Raw genomic sequence first — 21,285 nt, 5'->3', positions numbered from 1 at the left:
TTGCATTCGGCGGTGCGCAACGCACCGTGTTTCGCGCTCGCGTGCGCTACGCGGGCTTCTGCGTATCGTACCGGCCGAACCACGACGGCACGAGCGCGACCGCATCGTCGAGCGACGCGAGCACGTGCAGGCTCAGCGCGACGATTTCGGGCGTCGGCGCCTTCAGGTCGGGCACGGTGACGACCGACGCGCCCGCGCCGGCGGCCGATTGCGCGCCGAAGTCGCTGTCCTCGAACGCGACGCACGTATGTGCCGGCACGCCGAGGCGTTCGGCCGCGAGCCGGTAGACGGCCGGGTCGGGCTTGCCGCGCGCGACTTCGTCGCCGCCCGCGATCGCGCGGAAGAACGGCAGCACGCCGACCGCGTCGAGCCGCGCGCGGATCACGTCGCACGCGGACGACGACGCGACCGCGCACGGAATGCCGGCCTGCGCGAGCGTGTCGAGCAGCGCGAACGCGCCGGGCTTCAACGGGAACTTCGGATGGGGCTCGGGCGACGCGAGCTGTTCGCGTACGCGGATGCGCACGGCGTCGAACGTATCTGGGTTTCCGATCAGCCGGGCCAGGATGACCTGGCCCTCGGCGAACGAGCGGCCGACGATCTGCAGGTAGTCGGTGGCGGTCAGCGCGACACCGTGTGCGTTCGACACGTCGATCCACGTGTTCATGATGGTCCGCTCGGAATCGACGAGCAGGCCGTCCATGTCGAAGAGCGCGGCGGAAAAGGTCATCGGCGACATCCGGGAAGCGGGGCGGGCGATGGGCGGCGCGACGGCCGCCCGAATGAACGACGGACGCCGAAGGCATCCGTCCGGAACAGCGGGCTTACCGGCCGAGCGCGGCGCGGGCAGCCGTGACCGCCGCACGCACCTGGTCGGGTGCGGTGCCGCCCGGATGGTTGCGGCTGGCGACCGAACCCTCGAGCGTCAGGTAGCCGAACACGTCGTCGCCGATCAGGTGCGCGACGTTCGGCAGTTCCTGCTTCATCTCGTCGAGCGTCAGGTCGGCGAGATCGATGCCGCGGTCGTCGCAGATCCGCACCGCGTGCGCGACGGCTTCGTGCGCGTCGCGGAACGGCAGGCCGCGTTTCACGAGATAGTCGGCGAGGTCGGTGGCGGTCGAGAAGCCCTGCAGCGCGGCTGCGCGCATCGCGTCCGGCTTCACGGTGATGCCCGCGACCATTTCGGCGAAGATCCGCAGCGTGTCGGCGACGGTGTCGACCGTGTCGAACAGCGGTTCCTTGTCTTCCTGGTTGTCCTTGTTGTACGCGAGCGGCTGGCCCTTCATCAGCGTCAGGAGCGCCATCAGGTGGCCGTTCACGCGGCCCGTCTTGCCGCGCGCGAGCTCGGGCACGTCCGGGTTTTTCTTCTGCGGCATGATCGAGCTGCCGGTGCAGAAGCGGTCGGCGATGTCGATGAAGCCGACGCGCGGGCTCATCCACAGCACGAGTTCTTCGGAGAAACGCGACACGTGCGTCATCACGAGCGCGGAGGCCGCCGTGAATTCGATCGCGAAATCGCGATCCGACACGGCGTCGAGCGAGTTCGCGCAGATGCCGTCGAAGCCGAGCGTCTTCGCGACCGCGTGACGATCGATCGGGTAGCTCGTGCCCGCGAGTGCGGCCGCGCCGAGCGGCAGGCGGTTCACGCGCGTGCGGCAGTCGCGCATGCGCTCCGCGTCGCGCGAGAACATCTCGACGTACGCGAGCAGGTGGTGGCCGAACGTGACGGGCTGCGCGACCTGCAGGTGCGTGAAGCCCGGCATGATCGTGTCGGCGTTCTGTTCCGCGAGGTCGAGCAGCGCGCCGCGCAGGTCGTTCAGCAGGCCGCCGATGCGGTCGATCTCGCCGCGCAGCCACAGGCGGATGTCGGTCGCGACCTGGTCGTTGCGCGAGCGGCCCGTGTGCAGGCGCTTGCCGGCATCGCCGATCAGCGCGGTCAGGCGCGCCTCGATGTTCAGGTGGACGTCCTCGAGATCGAGCTGCCATTCGAATTCGCCGCGCTCGATCTCGCCCTTGATCTGCGCCATTCCGCGTTCGATCGCGGCCAGGTCGTCGGCGCTGATGATCTTCTGCGCGGCGAGCATGTTCGCGTGCGCGAGCGAGCCGGCGATGTCGACGAGCGCGAGGCGCTTGTCGAAAAACACCGACGACGTATAGCGCTTGACCAGCTCCGACATCGGTTCCGAGAAGCGGGCCGACCAGGCCTCGCCCTTTTTGTGCAGTTGGGACGTCATGGCGATTCTTCGAAGGGGAGTTGGGCGGCGTGCGCCGCCGAGGGAATCCTGCAATTCTAACATTCGCGGGGCTGGCGGCCGAGGCGCGCAGCCGTTCGCGACGGTCCGCCGGCCATTGCAGGCGGGGCTCAGTCGCGCACCAGCACGACCAGCTTCAGGTCCTCGCGGTGCGCGGGCTTCAGCGTGATCTGCTGGTACACGAGGCGGCCGTCGGCCGGATGGTCGAATTCGCGCAGGCCGCCTTCGCGCTCGAACACGTCCTGCGACGCCCAGTACTGCGCGAACGCGTCGCTGCCGGCAGTCAGCGCGTCGATCAGCGCGCGGGTCGGCGCGTCGGCCAGATGGCGGATCGAATCGGCGCGGAATTCGGCCGCGAGGCGCCGCGCGCGCGTTTCCCAATCGACGATCAGCGTGCGCGCGGCCGGCGACATGAACGTGAAGCGCAGCAGGTTGCGGTCGTGCTCGCCGTCGAGCCAGCCGGAAAACAGCGCGGCGGCCGGCGCGTTCCACGCGAGCGCGTTCCATTGCCGGTCGAGCACGTACGCGGGTGTCGCGATCGCCGCGACGGTCGCGGCGAGCGTCGGCGGCAGGTCGCCGCCCGCGACGTCGGGCTCGGCCGGATCGCGCTGCGCGGCCAGTTCGAACAGGTACGCGCGCTCGGCCTTCGACAACTGCAGCGCGACGGCGATCCGCGCGAGCGCGTCGGCCGACGCCGACACCGGGCGGCCCTGTTCGATCCACGTGTACCAGGTCGGGCTGACGCCGCACAGTTGCGCGACTTCCTCGCGTCGCAGCCCCGGCGTGCGGCGGCGCGGGCCGGGCGGCAGGCCGACGGCCTGCGGCGACAGCCGCTCGCGGTGGGCGCGGATGAATTCGCCGAGCGCGCGGGCGGGCGTGGCGTCGAGCGGCGGGACGGGAGCGGAGGACGGCTGGTTCATGCGGAAACGGCGAAGTGGGGGCGAGAACGCGGCAACGATCAGACAGGTGTATCGAATACCAGAATAACTGCTTAACTTGTACTGGTACAAGCGCAGGCCTATTGTAGCGGCTCGCGCGCTGGCAGGCAGCGGGCGTCCCACAAAACGCGTTGCAAGGGGGGCGGAGCAAGCGCTGAAGTGCCCACTCCGGTCAACCGCACAAGGCATCGGGCCGGAGCAAGCGCTGAAGCGCCCACTCCGGTCGACAGCACAAAGGAGCGAACGATGAAACACCACGACCAGGTCGCCGACGCATTCGGCACGACGGCCGCCGCCTATCTGACCAGCGCGGTCCACGCGACGGGCGCCGATCTGCAGACGCTCGCCGACGCGGTGCGCGCGACGCCCGATGCCGCCGTGCTCGATCTCGGCTGCGGTGCCGGCCACGCGAGCTTCGCGGTCGCGCCGCACGTGCGCGACGTGGTTGCATACGATCTCGCCGCGCCGATGCTCGCGACCGTCGACGCGGCCGCGCGCGAGCGCGGGCTCGCGAACATCCGCACGCAGCAGGGCCCGGCGGAACGGCTGCCGTTCGACACGGCGACGTTCGACTGGGTCGTGAGCCGGATGAGTGCGCACCACTGGCACGACATGCGCGCGGCGCTCGCCGAGGTGTGCCGTGTGCTGAAACCGGGCGGACGCGTGCTGATGATCGACATCGCGGGCAACGACCATCCGCTGCTCGACACGTACCTGCAGGCGGCCGAAGTGCTGCGCGACGCGTCGCACGTGCGCGACTACCGCGCGGACGAATGGCTCGCGATGTTCCGCGATGCCGGTTTCGACGCGCACGTGCACAGCCGCTGGCGGCTGCCGATCGATTTCGACACGTGGGTCGCGCGCATCCGCACGCCGGCCGATAGCGTCGCCGGCATTCGCGCGCTGTGGGCGCATGCGCCCGACGAGGTGCGCGGCTACTACGGGGTGCGGCCCGACGGTTCGTTCGAGCATGACGCGCTGCTGATCGACGCGCATTGACCGGGCCGGCCGGCGCGGCACGCCGATGCCCGCCGGCCTTCCGATGAAAAAAGCCGCGATACGCACCGTGGGTACGGTGGCGTAGCGCGGCTTTTGCGATGCCGGCTGGCGCGGAACGGGTCCGCGCCGCATGCGGATCAGCCGGTGTTGCGCAGGCCGGCCGCGATCCCGTTGATCGTCAGGTGAATCCCGCGGCGCAGCCGCGCGTTCGTGTCGCCCGCGCGGTGACGCTTGATCAGCTCGACCTGCAGGTGATTCAGCGGATCGAGGTACGGGAAGCGGTTCTTGATCGAGCGCGCGAGCAGCGGGTTGGTCGCGAGGCGGCCTTCGTGCCCGGTGATTTCCGCCAGCGCGTTCGACGTGCGCTCCCATTCCGCGACGATCCGCTCGAACACGTGCTTGCGCAGCTTGCGGTCGGAGACGAGCTGCGCGTAGCGCGACGCGACCGCGAGGTCGGTCTTCGCCAGCACCATGTCCATGTTCGACATCAGGTTCGAGAAGAACGGCCAGGTCTTGTTCATCTTCTTCAGCAGCGCGACGCGCTTCGTGCGCTCGGCTTCATCCTGCGCGCCGTCGAGATACGCGCTCACCGCGCTGCCGAAGCCGTACCAGCCCGTCAGCAGCAGCCGGCACTGGCCCCACGAGAAACCCCACGGAATCGCGCGCAGATCCTCGATCTTGCGCTGCTTCGGATCCTGCAGCTTGCGCGAAGCCGGGCGGCTGCCGATGTTCAGCTCGGCGATCTCGGTGATCGGCGTCGACGAGAAGAAGTAGTCGGTGAAGCCGGGCGTTTCATAGACGAGCGCGCGGTACGCGGCCATCGCCGAGTCGGACAGCGTCTGCATCGCAGCCTCGAACGCGGGCAGTTGCGCAGGGGCGTTCGACTGCGGCAGCAGCGACGCCTCGAGCGTCGCGGCGACGACTGTCTCGAGGTTGCGCCGGCCGATCTCGGGGTTCGCGAACTTGCTCGCGATCACCTCGCCCTGCTCGGTCAGGCGGATCTGGCCGTTCACGGTGCCCGGCGGCTGCGACAGGATCGCCTGGTAGGTCGGGCCGCCCCCGCGGCCGACCGTGCCGCCGCGGCCGTGGAACAGCCGCAGCGTGATCTTGCGGTCGCGGAACAGGTCGACGAGCGCGAGTTCCGCGCGATACAGCTCCCAGTTCGACGTGAGGAAGCCGCCGTCCTTGTTGCTGTCCGAGTAGCCGAGCATCACTTCCTGCTCGGCGCCCTGGTGCGCGATCAGCGCGTCGACGCCCGGCAGTGCGAAGTATTCGCGCATGATGCGCGACGCGTCGCGCAGGTCGGGGATCGTCTCGAACAGCGGGATCACCATCAGGCTGTTCCTTGCATGGCCGCCGGGCACGCCGAGCGCACCTTCGAGCAGCCCCGTCTCCTTCTGCAACAGCAGCACCTCGACGAGGTCGCTGACGGTTTCCGTATGCGAAATGATGTAGTTGCGCACCGCGCGCGCGCCGAATTGCGCGCGCACCTCGCGCGCTTTCTCGAACACGCCGAGCTCGCTCTGCGCGAGCGCCGAGTATTCGAAGTACGGCGAGCGCAGCGGGCGCGGATCGGCGAGCGCGGCGAGCAGCACGCGGAGTTTGTCTTCCTCGGCGAGCGCCGCGTAGTCGGCCTCGACGCCCGCGCGCGCGAACAGTTCGGCGACCACCGCTTCATGGATGTCGGAGCTCTGGCGCAGGTCGATGCTCGCGAGATGGAAGCCGAACACTTCGGCCGCGCGTACGAGCGGCGCGAGGCGCGGCGCAGCGAGCGACGTGCCGTGGTGTTCGTCGAGCGACGCGGTCAGCACCTTCAGGTCGGCGACGAACGCTTCGGAATCCTCATACGGGATCGCACGCACGGGCGGCGCGCCGCGGCCCGCGCTGCGCACGGGCACCGTGCCTTCGCCCAGGCGCACGCGTGCGCTCGCGGCGAGCCGCGTATAGATGCCGATCAGCGCGCGGCGATACGGTTCGTCGACGCGGTGCGGCGACTGGTCGGGCGAGGCGGCCGCGAGCGCCTTCACCGCGTCGTTCGCGCCGACCAGCAGGTTCGACACCGACAGCTCGGCGCCGAGCTTGTGCACCTGTTCCAGATAGTGCTCGAGGATCACCGCGGCCTGGCGGTGGATCGCCTCGTCGAGCGTCGGCGCCGTCACGTTCGGGTTGCCGTCGCGATCGCCGCCGATCCAGCTGCCCATCTGGAAGAACGCGGGCACGCGCGCGGACAGGCCGTGCTCGGCGAGCGCGGCCTCGATGTCGCCATATAGCGCGGGCAGCTCGTCGAGGAACGTCGCGCGGTAGTACGACAGCGCGTTCTCGATCTCGTCGCCGACCGTCAGGCGCGCGTCGCGCAGCATGCGCGTCTGCCACAGCGCGGTCACGCGCGCGCGCAGCATCGATTCGTTGTGCTGGCGCTCGCGCGCGGTCAGCTCCTGGTCGCGCTCGGCGAGCAGGCGCGCGATGTCGTGCTGTGCGTCGAGGATGCTCTTGCGCTGCACCTCGGTCGGGTGCGCGGTCAGCACCGGCACGATCAGCGCATCGTCGAAGAAGCGCTGCAGCAGGCGCTTCGACGCGTTGCCGGTCGTCTTCAGCTGATCGAGCGCGTACGCGACCGTGCCGGGCTGCGGCGCGGAGCCGGCCAGCGCGTGGATGCGGCGGCGGCGGTTGTGGTGGCGGTCTTCCGCGATGTTCGCGAGATGCGAGAAATAGCTGAACGCGCGCACGACGCTCACCGTCTGCTCCGGCGTCAGCTTGCGCAGCTTCTTCTCGAGCGTCTGCGCGGCTTCGCTGTCGTCCTCGCGGCGGAACTTGACCGCGGTCTGGCGGATCGTCTCGACGACGTCGAACACGGTGTCGCCTTCCTGCTCGCGCACGACGTCGCCGAGCAGGCGACCGAGGAAGCGGATGTCCTCGAACAGCGGGCCGTCCTTGTCCTCGCGCGTGCGCGTGCCGGACTTCGGCGCGCCGGCCTTGCGGGCAGCGGGGCCGGCGGCTTTCGTCGTGCGTTTTGTCTGACGTATCGGGTCTTTCGGTTTCGTTGCCGTTTTCGCACGGCCGTTCGCGGCGGTGGCGACGGTGTCCGTCGGGGCGTCGGAGGAGGACAGGGCAGCATTGCGGCGCGCCGTACGCGCCGATCCGGAAGACTTCACGATGGGTTTCCTTGGGAAAGCTCGAGTCAAAAGGAACTGCGAAACTGCGGGAACTGCGGTCAAGCAACCAGCTACGTGCGGCACATCCGCGCATCGGCGCCGCGACCCGCTCGGCGGCCGGCCGGGCGCAGGCTCCGGGCCCGGGCGGGCCGGGGCGTGCGTGCTACCATTGTTCGGTCTTCAATCCCGTCCTTCGATGTTCCAGCAATGAATTCCGAGACCCTTGCGGCCGGGCCGCAACAGGCACAGCCGCCCGCGACGTTGACGATTGCTTCGCGCGAGAGCCGCCTGGCAATGTGGCAAGCCGAACATGTGCGTGATGCGCTGCGCAAATTATATCCAGCTTGTGACGTGAAAATCCTCGGGATGACGACTCGCGGCGACCAGATTCTCGATCGCACGCTGTCGAAGGTCGGCGGCAAGGGCCTGTTCGTGAAGGAACTGGAGAGCGCGCTGGCCGACGGCCGCGCCGATCTCGCCGTGCATTCGCTGAAGGACGTGCCGATGGTGCTGCCCGACGGCTTCTCGCTTGCCGCGATCATGGAGCGCGAGGACCCGCGCGACGCGTTCGTGTCGAACGACTACGCGTCGCTCGACGCGCTGCCGGCCGGCGCGGTCGTCGGCACGTCGAGCCTGCGCCGCGAAGCGATGCTGCGCGCGCGCTATCCGCACCTCGACGTGCTGCCGCTGCGCGGCAATCTCGATACGCGCCTCGCGAAGCTCGACCGCGGCGACTACGCGGCGATCATTCTCGCTGCGGCCGGCCTGAAGCGCCTCGGCCTCGAAGCGCGAATCCGCACACTGCTCGACGTCGAGACCAGCCCGCCCGCGGCCGGCCAGGGTGCGCTCGGCATCGAGATCGCCGCGCACCGCGACGACGTCGCCGCATGGCTCGCGCCGCTGCACGACCCGCGGACCGCGCTCGCGGTCGAGGCCGAGCGGATGGTGTCGCGCGCGCTCGGCGGCAGCTGCGAGGTGCCGCTCGCCGCGCACGCGGTGTGGCGCGCGGGCGAACTGTACCTGACGGGCCGCGTGTCGACGACCGACGGCAAGCGTGTGCTGACGGCCGAGGAGTGCGGGGCCGTCATGACCGTCGCCGATGCGCTCGCGCTCGGCCGCGCGGTGTCCGACGAACTCGAGGCGCAAGGCGCGCTCGACATCGTCAAGGCGCTGCTCGCCGGCTCGCAGGCCGACAAGGACGACGCCTGATGGCGGGCGGCGCGCGCGCGTTCACCGCTGTCCTGACGCGTCCGGACGGCCAGTCGGACGCGCTTGCGTCGCAACTGGCCGATGTCGGCTGCGACGTGCTCGAATTCCCGCTGATCGACATCGCGCCGGTTGACGATCCGGCGCCGCTCGACGCCGCGTTCGCGGCGCTTGCCGACTACGCGCTCGTGATTTTCGTGTCGCCGAACGCGATCGACCGCGCGCTCGCGCAGTACGGTGCGATCTGGCCGAATGCGCTGCCGGTCGGCGTGGTCGGGCCCGGCAGCGTCGCGGCGCTCGAGCGGCACGGCATCGCGGCGCCCGCGCATCGCGTGATCGCGCCGCAGGCGCCGGCCGACGGCGGCGTGCCCCGTTACGATTCGGAAAGCCTGTTCGCGTGCATCGAGGCTGCGTTCGGCGGCGCGCAGGCGCTGGCGGCCAAGCGCGTGCTGATCGTGCGCGGCGACGGCGGGCGCGAATGGCTTGCCGACCGGCTGCGCGACGCCGGCGCGGACGTCACGCTCGTCGCCGCGTACCGGCGCGTCGTGCCCGAGCCGCGCGTCGGCGCATGGGAGCGCGTGCATGCGCTGCTCGACGGCGCACCGCATGCGTGGCTCGTCACGAGCTCGGAAGGCGTGCGCAACCTGCATGAACTCGCGCGGGCGCACCTGAACGATGCCGAAATCGACGCGCTGAAGCATGCGCCGCTCGTGACGCCGCACCCGCGGATCGAGCAGACCGCGCGCGCATTGGGTTTTGATAGGATTACGCTGACCGGCGCGGGCGATGAGCGCATCGTCCGCGCGTTTCGAACGATGGCCGACGAGGCCGTCCAACCGGCGACAGCCGCACCGGTGACTAAACGCATGACAGATACCAACGATTCCAAAAGCGTCGCTTCCCAGCCGGCCGCTGCATCCGCACCGCCGTCCAGTTCCCCTTATCTCGCGCCCGAGCCGCGCGCGCGCCGCGGTGGCAGCGCGCTGCTGTGGTTCGTCGTCGTCGTGCTCGGCTGCGCGGCGGGCGTCGGCGGCTATGCGTTGAACCGCAAGATCGACCGGCTCGACGGCACGTTCGTCGCGCGCCAGAAGGCGCTCGACGCGCAGGCGGCCGAGACGCGCATGAAGACCGAGCAGGCGCTCGCGAGCACGCACCAGGTCGACACGCAGCTCGCGCAGCTCGACGGCAAGCTCGCCGACGCGCAGAGCGCGCAGCAGGCGCTGCAGCAGCAATACCAGGACCTGTCGCGCAACCGCGATGCGTGGATGCTCGAGGAAGTCGACCAGATGCTGTCGAGCGCGAGCCAGCAGCTTCAGCTGACCGGCAACACGCAGCTCGCGCTGATCGCGTTGCAGAACGCCGACGCGCGTCTCGCGACGTCGCAGAGCGCGCAGGCCGTCACGGTGCGCAAGGCGCTCGCGCTGGACATCGAGAAGCTGAAGGCCGCGCCGGCGGCCGATCTCACGGGCCTCGCGATCAAGCTCGACGACGCGATCGCCAAGATCGACGCGCTGCCGCTGTCCGGCGAGGCGATCGTACCGCATGCGGCGCCGAAGGCCGCGCCGGCCGCCGCCGCATCGACGGCCGTGGCCGGCGAGCCGCGCTGGAAGGTCTGGTGGCACGACTTCTCGGCCGGCCTCGGCCAGCAGTTGAAAGGCCTCGTGCAGGTACGCCGGATCGACAACGCGGACGCGATGCTCGCGTCGCCCGACCAGGGCTACTTCGTGCGCGAGAACGTGAAGCTGCGCCTGCTCACCGCGCGGCTGTCGCTGCTCGCGCGCAACGACAGCGCGATGAAGGCCGACCTGCACGCCGCACAGGCGTCGCTCGGGAAGTATTTCGATCAGGCGTCGAAGGACACGCAGACCGTCGAGGATCTGCTCAAGCAGGTTGACGGCGCATCGCTGACGGTCGCGGTGCCGAACCTGAACACGAGCCTGAACGCCGTTCAGCAGTTCAAGAGCCGGGGGTAACGATGACGCTTCGAGGAATCGTCTGGCTCGCGATCCTGTTCGCGATCGCCGCGGCGCTCGCCACCGTCGGCCGTTTCGACGCGGGGCAGGTGCTGCTCGTCTATCCGCCGTACCGGATCGACGTGTCGCTGAACCTGTTCGTGATCGCCATCGTCGTGCTGTTCATCGTCGTGTATGCGCTGCTGCGCATCGTGCGCAACATCTGGCGCATGCCGCAGCGGGTCGCCGCGTATCGTGCGCGTTCGCGCAACGAGAAGGCGCAGGCGTCGCTGCGCGATGCAATCTCGAACCTGTACGCGGGCCGGTTCTCGCGCGCGGAGAAGGCCGCGCGCGACGCGCTGTCGGTCGACGCGAACCTGGGCGCCGCGAGTCTCGTCGCGGCTACCGCCGCGCACCGGATGCACGAGTACACGCGCCGCGACGACTGGCTGTCGAAGGTCGACGCGCCCGAATGGCAGGACGCACGCTTGCTCGCCGCGGCCGACATGCGCGCGGACGCGCGCGATGCCGACGGCGCGCTTGCCGCGCTGGCCGACATGCAGGCGGGCGGCAAGCGCATCCATGCGCAGCAGGTTGCGCTGCGCGCGCAGCAGCAGTTGAAGAACTGGGCCGAGGTGCTGAAGCTCGCGAAGGCGCTCGAGAAGCGCGAGGCGCTGCATCCGGCCGCGGCCGTGCGGCTACGCCAGCAGGCCGCGGAAAACCTGCTGCGCGAACGCCGGCACGACCCGGACGCGCTGCTCGAGGTGTGGCAGTCGCTGTCGCCGGCCGAGCGCCAGTCGCCGCGTCTTGCCGATCTCGCGGCCGACCTGCTCGTGTCGCTCGAGCGTCGCAACGAAGCGCGCCGCATCGTCGAGGAAGCGCTCGCGCACAACTGGGATGCGCGCCTGCTGCGCCGTTACCCGGACACGGCCGGCGCCGATGCGCTGCCGCTGATCCAGAAGGCGGAAGGGTGGAAGAAGGATCACCCGGAGGATGCCGACCTGCTGTTCGCGCTCGGCCGTCTCTGCCAGCAGCAGCAACTGTGGGGCAAGGCGCAATCGTTCCTCGAGGCGGCGCTGAAGCTGGCCGACAACGAGGCGCTGAAGGTGCGTGCGCATCGCGCGCTCGCGCGTCTGTTCGAGCAGCTCGGCGAAACCGACAAGGCCGCCAAGCACTACCGCGAAAGCGCGCTCGCGATTACCGTGGTCTGACGCAAGCCGCGGCCGCCTGCTGCCGGCGGCCCGCTGCGCTGCGCAACATGCCCCGAACGCCGGATGGCCTTCGGGGCATATTCTTGTCCGCTGCGCGCCGGCGCCGGACGCGTTATACGTTACGCGCCGAGCCTGCGCAGCAGGTCGTCCTCGTTCGCGACGAACCACACCGATTTCCCGCGATTGGACTCGCGAACGAGCGCGCGTAGCGCTTCGCTGCGCGCGAGCCAGCGGTCGATGTCGCCGACCACGCCGAGCTGCACGCCGTAGTTGACGAGTTTCTGCAGCACCGCGCCGGCCAGTCCGCTGTCGAGCCGGTAGAAGTCGTCGTGCAGCGCGTCGGCGGGGACCGCGACCCAGTCGGCTTCATGCTCGTGCGCGAGCGCGACGAGGTCGAGCGCATCGCTTTCCCGCTGCACGCGGCCGGCGGAAGGATCCAGGACCAGTACGCGGCTGTCGGCCGCCTGAACGATTCGGTGGGGCATGAGGGTTGGCTCCGTCGACATGATCGTCATGCCCCGCGCATCACTTGTCGACCAGCCGCTTCGGCACCGACAGTGCGAGCAGTCCGCCGAGCACGAGGAACCCCGCGAGCATGTACATGCCCGCATCGTTGACGCCCGTCGCCTGCTTGAGCCAGCCCATCAGGTAGGGGCTCAGGAAGCCTGCGAGGTTGCCGATCGAGTTGATCATCGCGATGCCGGCCGCGGCGGCCGCACCGCCGAGGAACGCGGTCGGCAGGCTCCAGAACAGCGGCAGCGTCGTCAGGATGCCGATCGTCGCGAGCGTGAGGCCGAACATCGCGAGCGCGGTCTGGTGCGCCCAGATCACCGACAGCACGAGCCCCAGCGCACCGATCGCGGCCGGAATCGCGAGGTGCCAGCGGCGCTCGCGGCGCTTGTCCGCGCTGCGCGCGATCAGGATCATCGCGACCACCGCAGCCGCATACGGAATCGCCGACAGCAGGCCGATCGCGAACGTGTCGGTGACGCCCGTCGCCTTGATGATCGTCGGCAGCCAGAAGCCGACGCCGTAGAGCCCCATCACGAACGAGAAGTAGATCAGCGCCATCAGCCACACGCGCGGGCTCGACATCACGGCGCCGAGCGGCAGGTCTTCCTTTGTCGCTTCCTCCGCATCGACGTTGCGCGCGAGCAGCGCCTTTTCTTCGTCGGTCAGCCAGTTCGCCTTCGCGATCCGGTCGTCGAGCTTGAAGAACACGAGCACGCCGACCAGCACCGACGGGATGCCTTCCAGCAGGAACAGCCATTGCCAGCCGTGCCAGCCGCTGATGCCGTCGAACGCTTTCAGGATGAAGCCCGACAGCGGCCCGCCGATCACGCCGGACAAGGCGACTGCCGTCATGAAGAAGGTCGTCATCCGGCCGCGCCGGTGTGCGGGATACCAGTAGGTGAGGTAGAGGATCACGCCGGGGAAGAAGCCGGCTTCGGCGAGCCCGAGCAGGAAGCGCATCACGTAGAACATCGTGGGCGTCGTGACGAACATCGTCAGGATCGAGATCACGCCCCACGTCGCCATGATGCGTGCGATCCACACGCGCGCGCCGACCTTGTGCAGGATGATGTTGCTCGGCACCTCGAAGAGGAAATAGCCGAAGAAGAAGATCCCGGCGCCGAGCCCGTAGACGGTATCGCTCAGGTTCAGGTCGCTCGCCATCTGCAGCTTTGCGAACCCGACGTTCACGCGGTCGAGATACGCGACCACGTAGCACAGCAGCAGGAGCGGCGTGAGCCGCCACGACACCTTGCGGTAGGTTGCTTCCTCGAATGCGCCGGACGAGCCCGGCAGCGATTGCGTCGATGTTGCCATGTTGTCTCCTGTCGACCCAAGTTGGCGCTTTAGCGCTTACTTGGGTCCCATGCTATGCGGTCGACCCAAGTTGGCGCTTTAGCGCTTACTTGGATCCCATGCTTTGCGGTTTTTATGGTTGACCGGAGCCGATACATCGGCACCCGATCCGGTTTCGTGCGAAGCAATACATGAATGCCGTGCCGGCCGGTGAATCCCGACGCGGCACGCGAACAGCCCGGTGCGGCTAGATGCAGCGTCCGCCGTCGACTTCGAGGCAGACGCCCGTGATGAATTCGGCCTCGTCGGACGCGAGGTAAAGCGCCGCGTTCGCGATGTCCTGCGGGGTCGAGAAGCGGCCGAGCGGGATCGTCGCGAGGAAGCGGCTGCGGTTGTCGGGCGTGTCCTCGCAGCCCATGAATTCGGTCATCAGGGCCGTCTCGCCGAGCACGGGATTGATGCAGTTCACGCGGATGCGGTCGGCGCCGAGCTCGGCCGCGAGCGACTTGCTCGCGGTGATCATCGCGCCCTTCGTGCTGTTGTACCAGACGAGGCCCGGGCGCGGCCGCACGCCGGCCGTCGACGCGACGTTCACGAACACGCCGCCGCCCTGTGCGCGGAAGTACGGAACGAAGGTCTGCACGGACCAGAACAGGCTCTTCATGTTGACCGCGTACACGCGGTCGAACTCGGCTTCCGTCACGTCGAGCACCGGCTTGTTGCGGTGCGTGGTGCCTGCGTTGTTCACGACGATCTGCACCGAATGGAAATCGTCGAGCGCGGCCTGCAGCAGCGCGTGCCAGTCGTCCTGCTTCGACACGTCGCCCGCGACCGCGATCGCCTTGCCGCCCGCGAGCGCGATCTCGCTCGCGACGCGCTCGGCCGCCGCGCCGTTCAGGTCGTTGACGACGACGTTCGCGCCTTCGCGCGCATACGTCTTCGCGATGCCTTCGCCGAAACCCGAGCCGCCGCCCGTGACGATTGCCGTTTTGCCGCTCAACCGCATGGTGTGTCTCCTGTGCTGGTTATGAGAGTCGTCGTGTTGCGCGTGCGGCCGGCCGCTGCCGGCCGCGTTTCGCGTGCCGCGCGTTCAGCCGTGCCGGATCGCGATCGTCTTCAGTGCGGTAAAGCCATACAGCGCCTCGAAGCCTTTTTCGCGGCCATGACCCGAGTGGCCGACGCCGCCGAACGGCAGTTCGACGCCGCCGCCCGCGCCATAGTTGTTGATGAACACCTGGCCCGCGCGCAGGCGCCGCGCGACGCGCATCTGGCGCGCGCCGTCGCGCGTCCAGATGCCCGCGACGAGGCCGTACGGCGTGCCGTTCGCGAGTGCGACGGCTTCGTCTTCGTCGACGAAGCGCATCGCAGCGAGCACGGGGCCGAACACTTCCTCCTGCGCGAGCCGGTGCGACGGCGGCACGTCGCGCAACAGCGCGGGCGCCTGGTAGAAGCCGCTTTCGGGCGCGTCGGCGACGACCTGCCCGTGCGCGGCCATCGGAATGCCGTCGTGCTGCGCGTCGGACAGGAAATCCCACACGCGCTGCTGCTGCTTCGCGTTGATCAGCGGGCCGCAGTCGAGGTCGGCGCGGCTCGGGCCGACGCGCAGCCCGTTGAACGCGGTGGCGAGGCGCTCGAGGAGCGGCTCGTAGACCGCACGCTCGACCAGCACGCGGCTGCCGGCCGAGCAGGTCTGGCCGCCGTTCTGCACGATCGCCGACACGAGCACGGGCAGCGCCGCTTCGAGATCGGCATCGGCGAACACGATCTGCGGCGACTTGCCGCCGAGTTCGAGCGTGACCGGCACGTGGTTCTCGGCCGCCATCTGCGTGACCAGCTTGCCGGTGGCCGGCGAACCCGTAAACGAGATGTGGTCGATGCCCGGATGGCGCGCGAGCGCGGCGCCGGCTTCATGGCCGTAGCCGGTGACGATGTTGAGCGCACCGGCCGGCAGCCCGGCCTCGGCGGCCAGCTCGGCGACGCGCAGCAGCGACAGGCACGCGTCCTCGGCCGGCTTGACGACGCAAGCGTTGCCGGCCGCGAGCGCCGCGCCGACGCTGCGCCCGAAGATCTGCATCGGGTAGTTCCACGGCACGATGTGGCCCGTGACGCCGTGCGGCTCGCGCACCGTCAGCACCGTATAGCCGGCCTGATAGGGGAGGGTCTCGCCGTGCAGCTTGTCGGCGGCGCCTGCATAGAACTCGAAGTAGCGCGCGAGCGCGGCCGCGTCGGCGCGCGCCTGCTTCAGCGGCTTGCCGGTGTCGCGCGCCTCGATCGCCGCGAGTTCCTCGATGGAATCGGCCACGCGCGCCGACAGCCGCATCAGCACGCGGCCGCGCTCGGCGGCGCTCGCGGCGCCCCATGCGCCTGCGAACGCATCGCGGGCCGCGGCGACCGCGCGCTCGATGTCGGGCGCGGTGCCGCGCGCGATCGTCGCGAACGGCTGGCCGTCGGATGGGTCGACGACCGCGATCGTTTCCAGTTGCGCGGGCAACGTCCATTCGCCCGCGATGAAGTGCTTCGCCTCTTCCATGCCTGCTCCTGTCGACATGCAACGCCGCTTGTGGTTCGACGGCCGGACATCCGGAACGATTATCGCGCCGATCGTCATCCGGACGCCACCGGTCGATTGGCTATAATGGCGCATTCCGTTGAGGGACGCCTGCGGCGGTGCATCGGCCGCGGCGCCCTGTCCCGAATTCCCATCGACCTACAGAGAGCGCTCATGAGCTTCAATCATGTTCCGGCCGGCAAGGACCTGCCGCAAGATTTCAACGTGATCATCGAGATTCCCGCGCAAAGCGATCCGGTGAAGTACGAGGCGGACAAGGAGCTGGGCCTCCTCGTCGTCGACCGCTTCATCGGCACGGGCATGCGCTATCCGGTGAACTACGGCTACATCCCGCAGACGCTGTCGGGCGACGGCGATCCGGTCGACGTGCTGGTGATCACGCCGTTCCCGCTGCTGGCCGGCTCGATCGTGCGTTCGCGCGTGCTCGGCATGCTGCAGATGACCGACGAGTCGGGCGTCGACGCGAAGCTGGTCGCGGTGCCGCACGACAAGATCTGCCCGATGACGGCGAACCTGAAGTCGATCGACGACGTGCCCGAGTACCTGAAGGACCAGATCAAGCACTTCTTCGAGCAATACAAGGCGCTCGAGAAGGGCAAGTGGGTGAAGGTCGAAGGCTGGGCCGGCATCGAAGCCGCGCACAAGGAAATCACCGACGGCGCCGCGAACTACAAGAAGTAAGCGGCGCGCCGGCGGACGGCCGGTTCGTGTGAAACGCAAAACCGCGCGTGTCTCTTCAGGAGGCCGCGCGGTTTTGTTTTGCGCGCGCGGTTTTCTTGCGTGCGGAAGGCAATGCGGGCGCGGGCGGGGTGGCGGTATCCGGTGTGTCCTTCGCGCGTTTGGCGCGGCGACGGACAACGGAGATTTCGGTGGTTTCGGCGGATTTCGTGGCCGACGGACGGCGGCGAACCGGTGCGGGCGCGACGGCGTCGCGTCCGTTCGTGACGGGTTTGCTGCTGGCTGCCGACGTTTTTCTTTTCGACGACGGGGACGCGGCCTGTTGGTCTTTTTTTGCCGGTGTGCCGCGCGACGAGGTCTTTTTTACGACCGCATCGCCGCCGGTCTTCACGTTCTTCGCGATCGGCGCGGCTTTTGCCGCCTTTGGAGCATTGGCGGCTTGTCGGGTCTTCGCGGTTTTCGCAGACTTGATGGCTTTCTCGGCTTTCTCGGCTTTCTCGGCTTTCTCGGCTTTCTCGGCTTTCTCGGCTTTTGCGGCTTTTGCGGTCTTCGCGGCAGGCTGCTCCGTTTCAGCCGTCTTCGTCGCGCTATCGACGTTCTCCGCCTTTGTCTTCACCTTCTTCCGCCCGCGCGCCCCCACCTTCAACCCGGCAACCTCACCACTTCCGTCGACCGTCACACCAACCGGCAGCACCGATTCCAGCGTCCGCAACCCGGCCGCTAGCTCGCGCTTCTGCGTGGGCGTGAGTCGCTTCACCCAGTATTCGGCGCGCGACGCGCTCGACCGGTCGGGCAGCGGAAACGACGCGAGCACCGCGCGCGGCTTGCGCGAGCGCGTGTAGCGCGCGCCCTTGCCGGCGGCATGCTCGTCGAAGCGCGCGGCGACGTCGGTCGTGATGCCCGTGTAGACGCTGTCGTCAGCGCATTCGATCAGATACAGAAACCAGGACATGGCAGGGCGGCGGGATGCGAAGCCGCCAGTGTCTCAGAAAAGGCGTGCGTCAACGCCACCGCTCGCCGTGTCCGTCGCGGAAGCGGCTCGGCGCCGCGCCGAGTTCGCGCGTGAAGAAGCGCGTGAACGCGCTGGTGGACCGGAAGCCGACGCGCACGCCGATCTCGCCGATCGGCAATTGCGTATTCAGCAGCAGGTCGCGCGCCTCGCCGAGCCGCGCCTGCGCGACGAGCGCGTGAAAGCCGACGGCTTCGCGATGCAGCCGCCGGCGCAGCGTCCAGCGCGACATCGCGAAGCGCGTGCACACGTGCTGCATCAGCGTGTCGGTCGGCACGTCGGCGTCGTCGGAGGTACGCAGCCAGTCGCGCACGCATTGCTCGACGGACGAGCCGAACGTCGAGCGCACGCGAACCCGGTCGCGCGCGGCGTCGGCCGCATGACGCTGGATGCCGGCGAGCGGCGCGTTGTAGCGCTCGAACGGCGTGTCGAAGTGCGCGGAGCGCAGCACGATGCGGTTGTGCGCGGCGTCGAACGACACCGGCGCGCCGAGCATGTCGCGCAGCGCGGCCGCGGGCGCGAACGCACGACCGGCGAATTCCGCGTCGTCGACGCGCACGCGCGGATCGTACAGGCGCGCGAGCGCCGCGAGGATCGCGAGGTTCGCGAGCGCGCTGCCCGCGTGCCGGCCTTCTCCTTCGTTCACGTATTCGAGCGCGATCGCATCGCCGTTCTCGTGCGCGAAGACCCAGTCGACGTTGCCGATCAGCTCGCGATAGTGCAGGTAACCGTGCAGCGCGTCGCGCAGCGTCGCCGCGTTGCACGTGACGCCCGCGAGCTCCGGGAACGGCACGAGCCACGGCACGGCCTGCGGCGGCGAGCGGTGCCAGGACAGCGGCCATCCGCTCGTCAGCCGCATCGCGGCGACGTGCCGGTCGCCCGCGATGCGGCGCGTGTCGTCGGCCAGTTCGGCCGGGCCGATGCCGAGCGTCTCGTACAGCGGCGCGATGTCGATGCCGTTCGCGCGCGCGTCTTCGCACAGCCAGCGGTAGATCCGGACGGATACCGATTTCTGTCGCAACTCCATGTCTGTCTCCCTGTCGTCATGCCGTTCGGGTTTGTCCCCGCTGCGAGAGGTCAACGCATGCTCCTGCCGGTCAAGCGTGGTGACCGGTCGATTTTTAGACTCGGACGCTGGAGTGTGGCGACAAGTACAACAGATCGATTCAGGAGGATCAATGAAAACTTCGCTGTTCCGGTGTTCGACGATCGCGTCCGCGTGCGCGCTCACGGTGTTGCTCGCGTCGTGCGGCGGCGACGACATTCACGCAGGTCCCGTCGCGCCGGCCGACCCCGATGCCGCTGCCGACCAGCGCGCGGCCTCGCTCGTCGCGCAGCTGACGACCGACGAGAAGCTGCAGCTCGTGCACGGCACGGGCATGCCCGCGCTCGACCTGGGCGGCCCGTTTCCGGCCGACGCGCTGAACGGCGCGAGCTACATCCCGGGCGTGCCGCGGCTCGGCATTCCGGGCGTCAGCAGCGCCGATTCGGCGGGCGGCGTGAACGTGAAGAACGCGCGCGTGACCGCGCTGCCCGCGCCGGTTGCGCTCGCCGCGACGTGGGACCCGGCGCTCGCGGGCACCTACGGCAAGCGCATCGCGCTCGAACTGCGCGCGCTCGGTTTCGCGGAAGGGCTCGGCGGCGGCGTGAACCTCGCGCGCGAGCCGCGCAACGGCCGCACGTTCGAATACATGGGCGAGGATCCGGTGCTCGCGGGCACGCTGAGCGCCGCGCGCACGAATGCGACGCAGGCGCAGAAGGTGATCGCGACGATCAAGCATTTCGCGTTCAACGACCAGGAAACCAACCGGATGACGATCGATTCGGTCGTCGACGAGCGGACCATGCGCGAGGCCGAGCTGCTCGCGTTCGAGATCGGCGTGAAGGACGGTCAGCCGGGCAACGTGATGTGCTCGTACAACAAGCTCAACGGCGTGTATGCGTGCGAGAACCCGTATCTGCTGACGACGGTGCTGAAGAACGAGTGGGGCTTCAAGGGCGTCGTGCAGTCGGACTGGGGCGCGACGCACTCGACGGTCGCGGCCGTGCAGGCGGGGCTCGACGAGGAACAGCCGGGCGCGGCCGACGACGGCAACGCGCCGCTCGGCTCGTACTTCAATACGAAGCTGCGCGCGGCGCTGCAGGCCGGCAGCGTGTCGGTCGCGCGGCTGAACGACATGGTGCAGCGCAAGCTGCGCACGCTGATCCGTATCGGCGTGATGGACGCGCCGCCGAAGCCGGGCGGTGCGATCGACGAAGCGGCGGGCAACGCCGATGCGCTCGCGATCGCGCGGCAATCCGCGGTGCTGCTGAAGAACGCGGCCGCGCCCGGCGACGCGCAGCCCGTGCTGCCGCTGGCGGCCGGCGTGCTCAAGTCGGTCGTCGTGATTGGCGGGCGTGCTGACGTGGGTGTGCTGTCGGGCGGCGGCTCGGGTGCGGTGCCGGCGATCGACGGCAATGCGGTGACGACCTGCCGGCAGCCGGCCGGCACGCTGTTCGGCGGCTGCGCGACCTGGTACAAGTCCGCGCCGCTCGCAGCGATCCGCGCGAAGGCGCCGAACGCGTCGGTCAGCTATCTCGACGGGACGGACGCGAATGCCGCCGCGACCGCGGCTGCGCAAGCCGATGTCGCGATCGTGTTCGCGACGCAATGGCAGACGGAAGGGCTCGACCTGGCGAGCCTGTCGCTGCCCGATGCGAAGGCCGATCCGTACAACCAGCAGTACGACCAGAACGCGCTGATCGCGGCAGTCGCGGCGAAGGCGAAGCGCACGATCGTCGTGCTCGAGAACGGCAGCCCCGTGCTGATGCCGTGGCTCGCGAACGTGCACGGCGTGCTCGACGCGTGGTATCCGGGCGTGCAGGGCGGCCAGGCGATCGCGGACCTGCTGTTCGGCGACGCGAACCCGTCGGGCCGGCTGCCGCTGACGTTCCCGAAGCAGGAGGCCGACCTGCCGCAACGGGCGATCGACCCGGCGAGCCAGCAGTCGGTCTATGCGGAAGGCCTTGCGTACGGTTATCGCTGGTTCGACGCGAAGGGGATCGAGCCGCTGTTCCCGTTCGGCTACGGGCTGTCGTACACGACATATGCGCTCTCCGGAATGACCACGCGGGCCGACGCATCGGGCAACGTGACGGTTGGCGTGACGGTGACGAACACGGGCGCGCGGGCCGGCGTGCAGACGGTGCAGATCTATGCGGCGTTGCCCGCATCGCTCGGCGAACCGCCGAAGCGGCTCGTCGGCTGGACGAAGGTCGCGCTGCAGCCGGGCGAGTCGCGCGCGCTCGGCATTGCGATTCCGTCGCAGCGTTTCGCGACCTGGGACGTGAACACGCATGCATGGCGGGTGAGCGCGGGCAGCTATACGCTCACGGCCGCCGCGTCGTCGCGCGATCCGCAGGCGCTGTCGCAGGCGATGTCGCTCGCGGCGCGCTGACCGGCCGCATCATGTGCAGGGCAGGCCCAGGGCGGCGCCCCGGCCGGCCCTGCGCCGAATTCGCCCGATGCGG

General features: G+C 69.2%; 16 protein-coding genes. 6 read left to right on the top strand and 10 right to left on the bottom strand.

From position 1 onward, the window contains the following. Positions 1–46: 46 nt before the first annotated feature. The 3 genes from AC3WLY_RS21275 to AC3WLY_RS21265 form a co-directional block, all read right to left on the bottom strand. Positions 47–730: an HAD family hydrolase gene (locus AC3WLY_RS21275; protein ID WP_175962794.1), complete on the bottom strand. Its 684-nt coding sequence runs from the start codon at positions 728–730 to the stop codon at positions 47–49. Positions 731–824: 94 nt separating this feature from the next. Further along, positions 825–2,234, bottom strand: coding sequence for an argininosuccinate lyase (argH, locus tag AC3WLY_RS21270; protein ID WP_175962795.1), 1,410 nt, complete (start codon positions 2,232–2,234; stop codon positions 825–827). Positions 2,235–2,362: 128 nt separating this feature from the next. After that, positions 2,363–3,172: a helix-turn-helix transcriptional regulator gene (locus AC3WLY_RS21265; protein ID WP_034178744.1), complete on the bottom strand. Its 810-nt coding sequence runs from the start codon at positions 3,170–3,172 to the stop codon at positions 2,363–2,365. A 264-nt stretch (positions 3,173–3,436) separates the two neighbouring features. On the opposite strand from AC3WLY_RS21265, the gene AC3WLY_RS21260 reads away from it, so the two are divergent. Further along, positions 3,437–4,189, top strand: coding sequence for a class I SAM-dependent methyltransferase (locus tag AC3WLY_RS21260; protein WP_492309867.1), 753 nt, complete (start codon positions 3,437–3,439; stop codon positions 4,187–4,189). Between the two features lie 137 nt (positions 4,190–4,326). Here the strand turns inward: AC3WLY_RS21260 and ppc are convergent, their stop codons facing one another. Further along, on the bottom strand, positions 4,327–7,341 hold the full coding sequence (gene ppc, locus AC3WLY_RS21255) for a phosphoenolpyruvate carboxylase (RefSeq protein WP_425132774.1): 3,015 nt from the start codon (positions 7,339–7,341) through the stop codon (positions 4,327–4,329). 207 nt (positions 7,342–7,548) lie between these two features. Here ppc and hemC point away from each other — a divergent pair, with 207 nt between their 5' ends. From hemC to AC3WLY_RS21240, 3 genes are read left to right on the top strand one after another with little or no spacing between them, the layout of a single operon-like run. After that, a complete protein-coding gene (hemC, locus tag AC3WLY_RS21250) occupies positions 7,549–8,550 on the top strand; it encodes a hydroxymethylbilane synthase (protein WP_175962798.1) in 1,002 nt (333 codons plus the stop codon). Continuing rightward, a complete protein-coding gene (gene hemDX, locus AC3WLY_RS21245; RefSeq protein ID WP_492309866.1) occupies positions 8,550–10,520 on the top strand; it encodes a fused uroporphyrinogen-III synthase HemD/membrane protein HemX in 1,971 nt (656 codons plus the stop codon). The genes hemC and hemDX overlap by 1 nt, the downstream gene beginning before the upstream one ends. A 2-nt stretch (positions 10,521–10,522) precedes the next feature. Next, a complete protein-coding gene (locus tag AC3WLY_RS21240) occupies positions 10,523–11,710 on the top strand; it encodes a heme biosynthesis protein HemY (RefSeq protein WP_175962800.1) in 1,188 nt (395 codons plus the stop codon). A 119-nt stretch (positions 11,711–11,829) separates the two neighbouring features. Here AC3WLY_RS21240 and AC3WLY_RS21235 read toward each other — a convergent pair whose 3' ends face one another. From AC3WLY_RS21235 to AC3WLY_RS21220, 4 genes are all read right to left on the bottom strand, one after another. Continuing rightward, positions 11,830–12,195 carry a DUF4180 domain-containing protein gene (locus AC3WLY_RS21235; protein ID WP_492309865.1) on the bottom strand — a complete coding sequence of 122 codons (366 nt, stop codon included), beginning with the start codon at positions 12,193–12,195 and terminating at the stop codon, positions 11,830–11,832. A gap of 40 nt (positions 12,196–12,235) precedes the next feature. Beyond that, positions 12,236–13,540 (bottom strand): MFS transporter, encoded by a 1,305-nt coding sequence (locus AC3WLY_RS21230; protein WP_492309864.1) that lies wholly within the window; start codon positions 13,538–13,540, stop codon positions 12,236–12,238. Positions 13,541–13,766: 226 nt separating this feature from the next. Then, positions 13,767–14,525, bottom strand: a complete 759-nt coding sequence (locus tag AC3WLY_RS21225; RefSeq protein ID WP_492309863.1) for an SDR family oxidoreductase — start codon at positions 14,523–14,525, stop codon at positions 13,767–13,769. A gap of 84 nt (positions 14,526–14,609) precedes the next feature. Continuing rightward, positions 14,610–16,049, bottom strand: coding sequence for an aldehyde dehydrogenase family protein (locus AC3WLY_RS21220; protein WP_175962804.1), 1,440 nt, complete (start codon positions 16,047–16,049; stop codon positions 14,610–14,612). 192 nt (positions 16,050–16,241) lie between these two features. Here AC3WLY_RS21220 and ppa point away from each other — a divergent pair, with 192 nt between their 5' ends. Further along, positions 16,242–16,769, top strand: coding sequence for an inorganic diphosphatase (gene ppa, locus AC3WLY_RS21215; protein ID WP_034178734.1), 528 nt, complete (start codon positions 16,242–16,244; stop codon positions 16,767–16,769). A 55-nt stretch (positions 16,770–16,824) separates the two neighbouring features. On the opposite strand, the gene AC3WLY_RS21210 is transcribed toward ppa, so the two are convergent. Further along, positions 16,825–17,718: a GIY-YIG nuclease family protein gene (locus AC3WLY_RS21210; protein WP_492332715.1), complete on the bottom strand. Its 894-nt coding sequence runs from the start codon at positions 17,716–17,718 to the stop codon at positions 16,825–16,827. A 49-nt stretch (positions 17,719–17,767) separates the two neighbouring features. Continuing rightward, the gene (locus AC3WLY_RS21205; RefSeq protein WP_492309861.1) at positions 17,768–18,802 is read right to left on the bottom strand and encodes a helix-turn-helix transcriptional regulator; all 1,035 of its coding nucleotides are present in this window, start codon (positions 18,800–18,802) and stop codon (positions 17,768–17,770) included. Between the two features lie 151 nt (positions 18,803–18,953). Between AC3WLY_RS21205 and AC3WLY_RS21200 the strand changes: the two genes are divergently transcribed. Continuing rightward, positions 18,954–21,212, top strand: coding sequence for a glycoside hydrolase family 3 C-terminal domain-containing protein (locus AC3WLY_RS21200; protein WP_492309860.1), 2,259 nt, complete (start codon positions 18,954–18,956; stop codon positions 21,210–21,212). Positions 21,213–21,285: the final 73 nt, after the last annotated feature.

The organism is Burkholderia sp. FW306-1C-G01B, from assembly GCF_058781685.1.
Note: the sequence above shows the minus strand (reverse complement) of the source record. Positions and strands in the feature narration are given on the sequence as shown.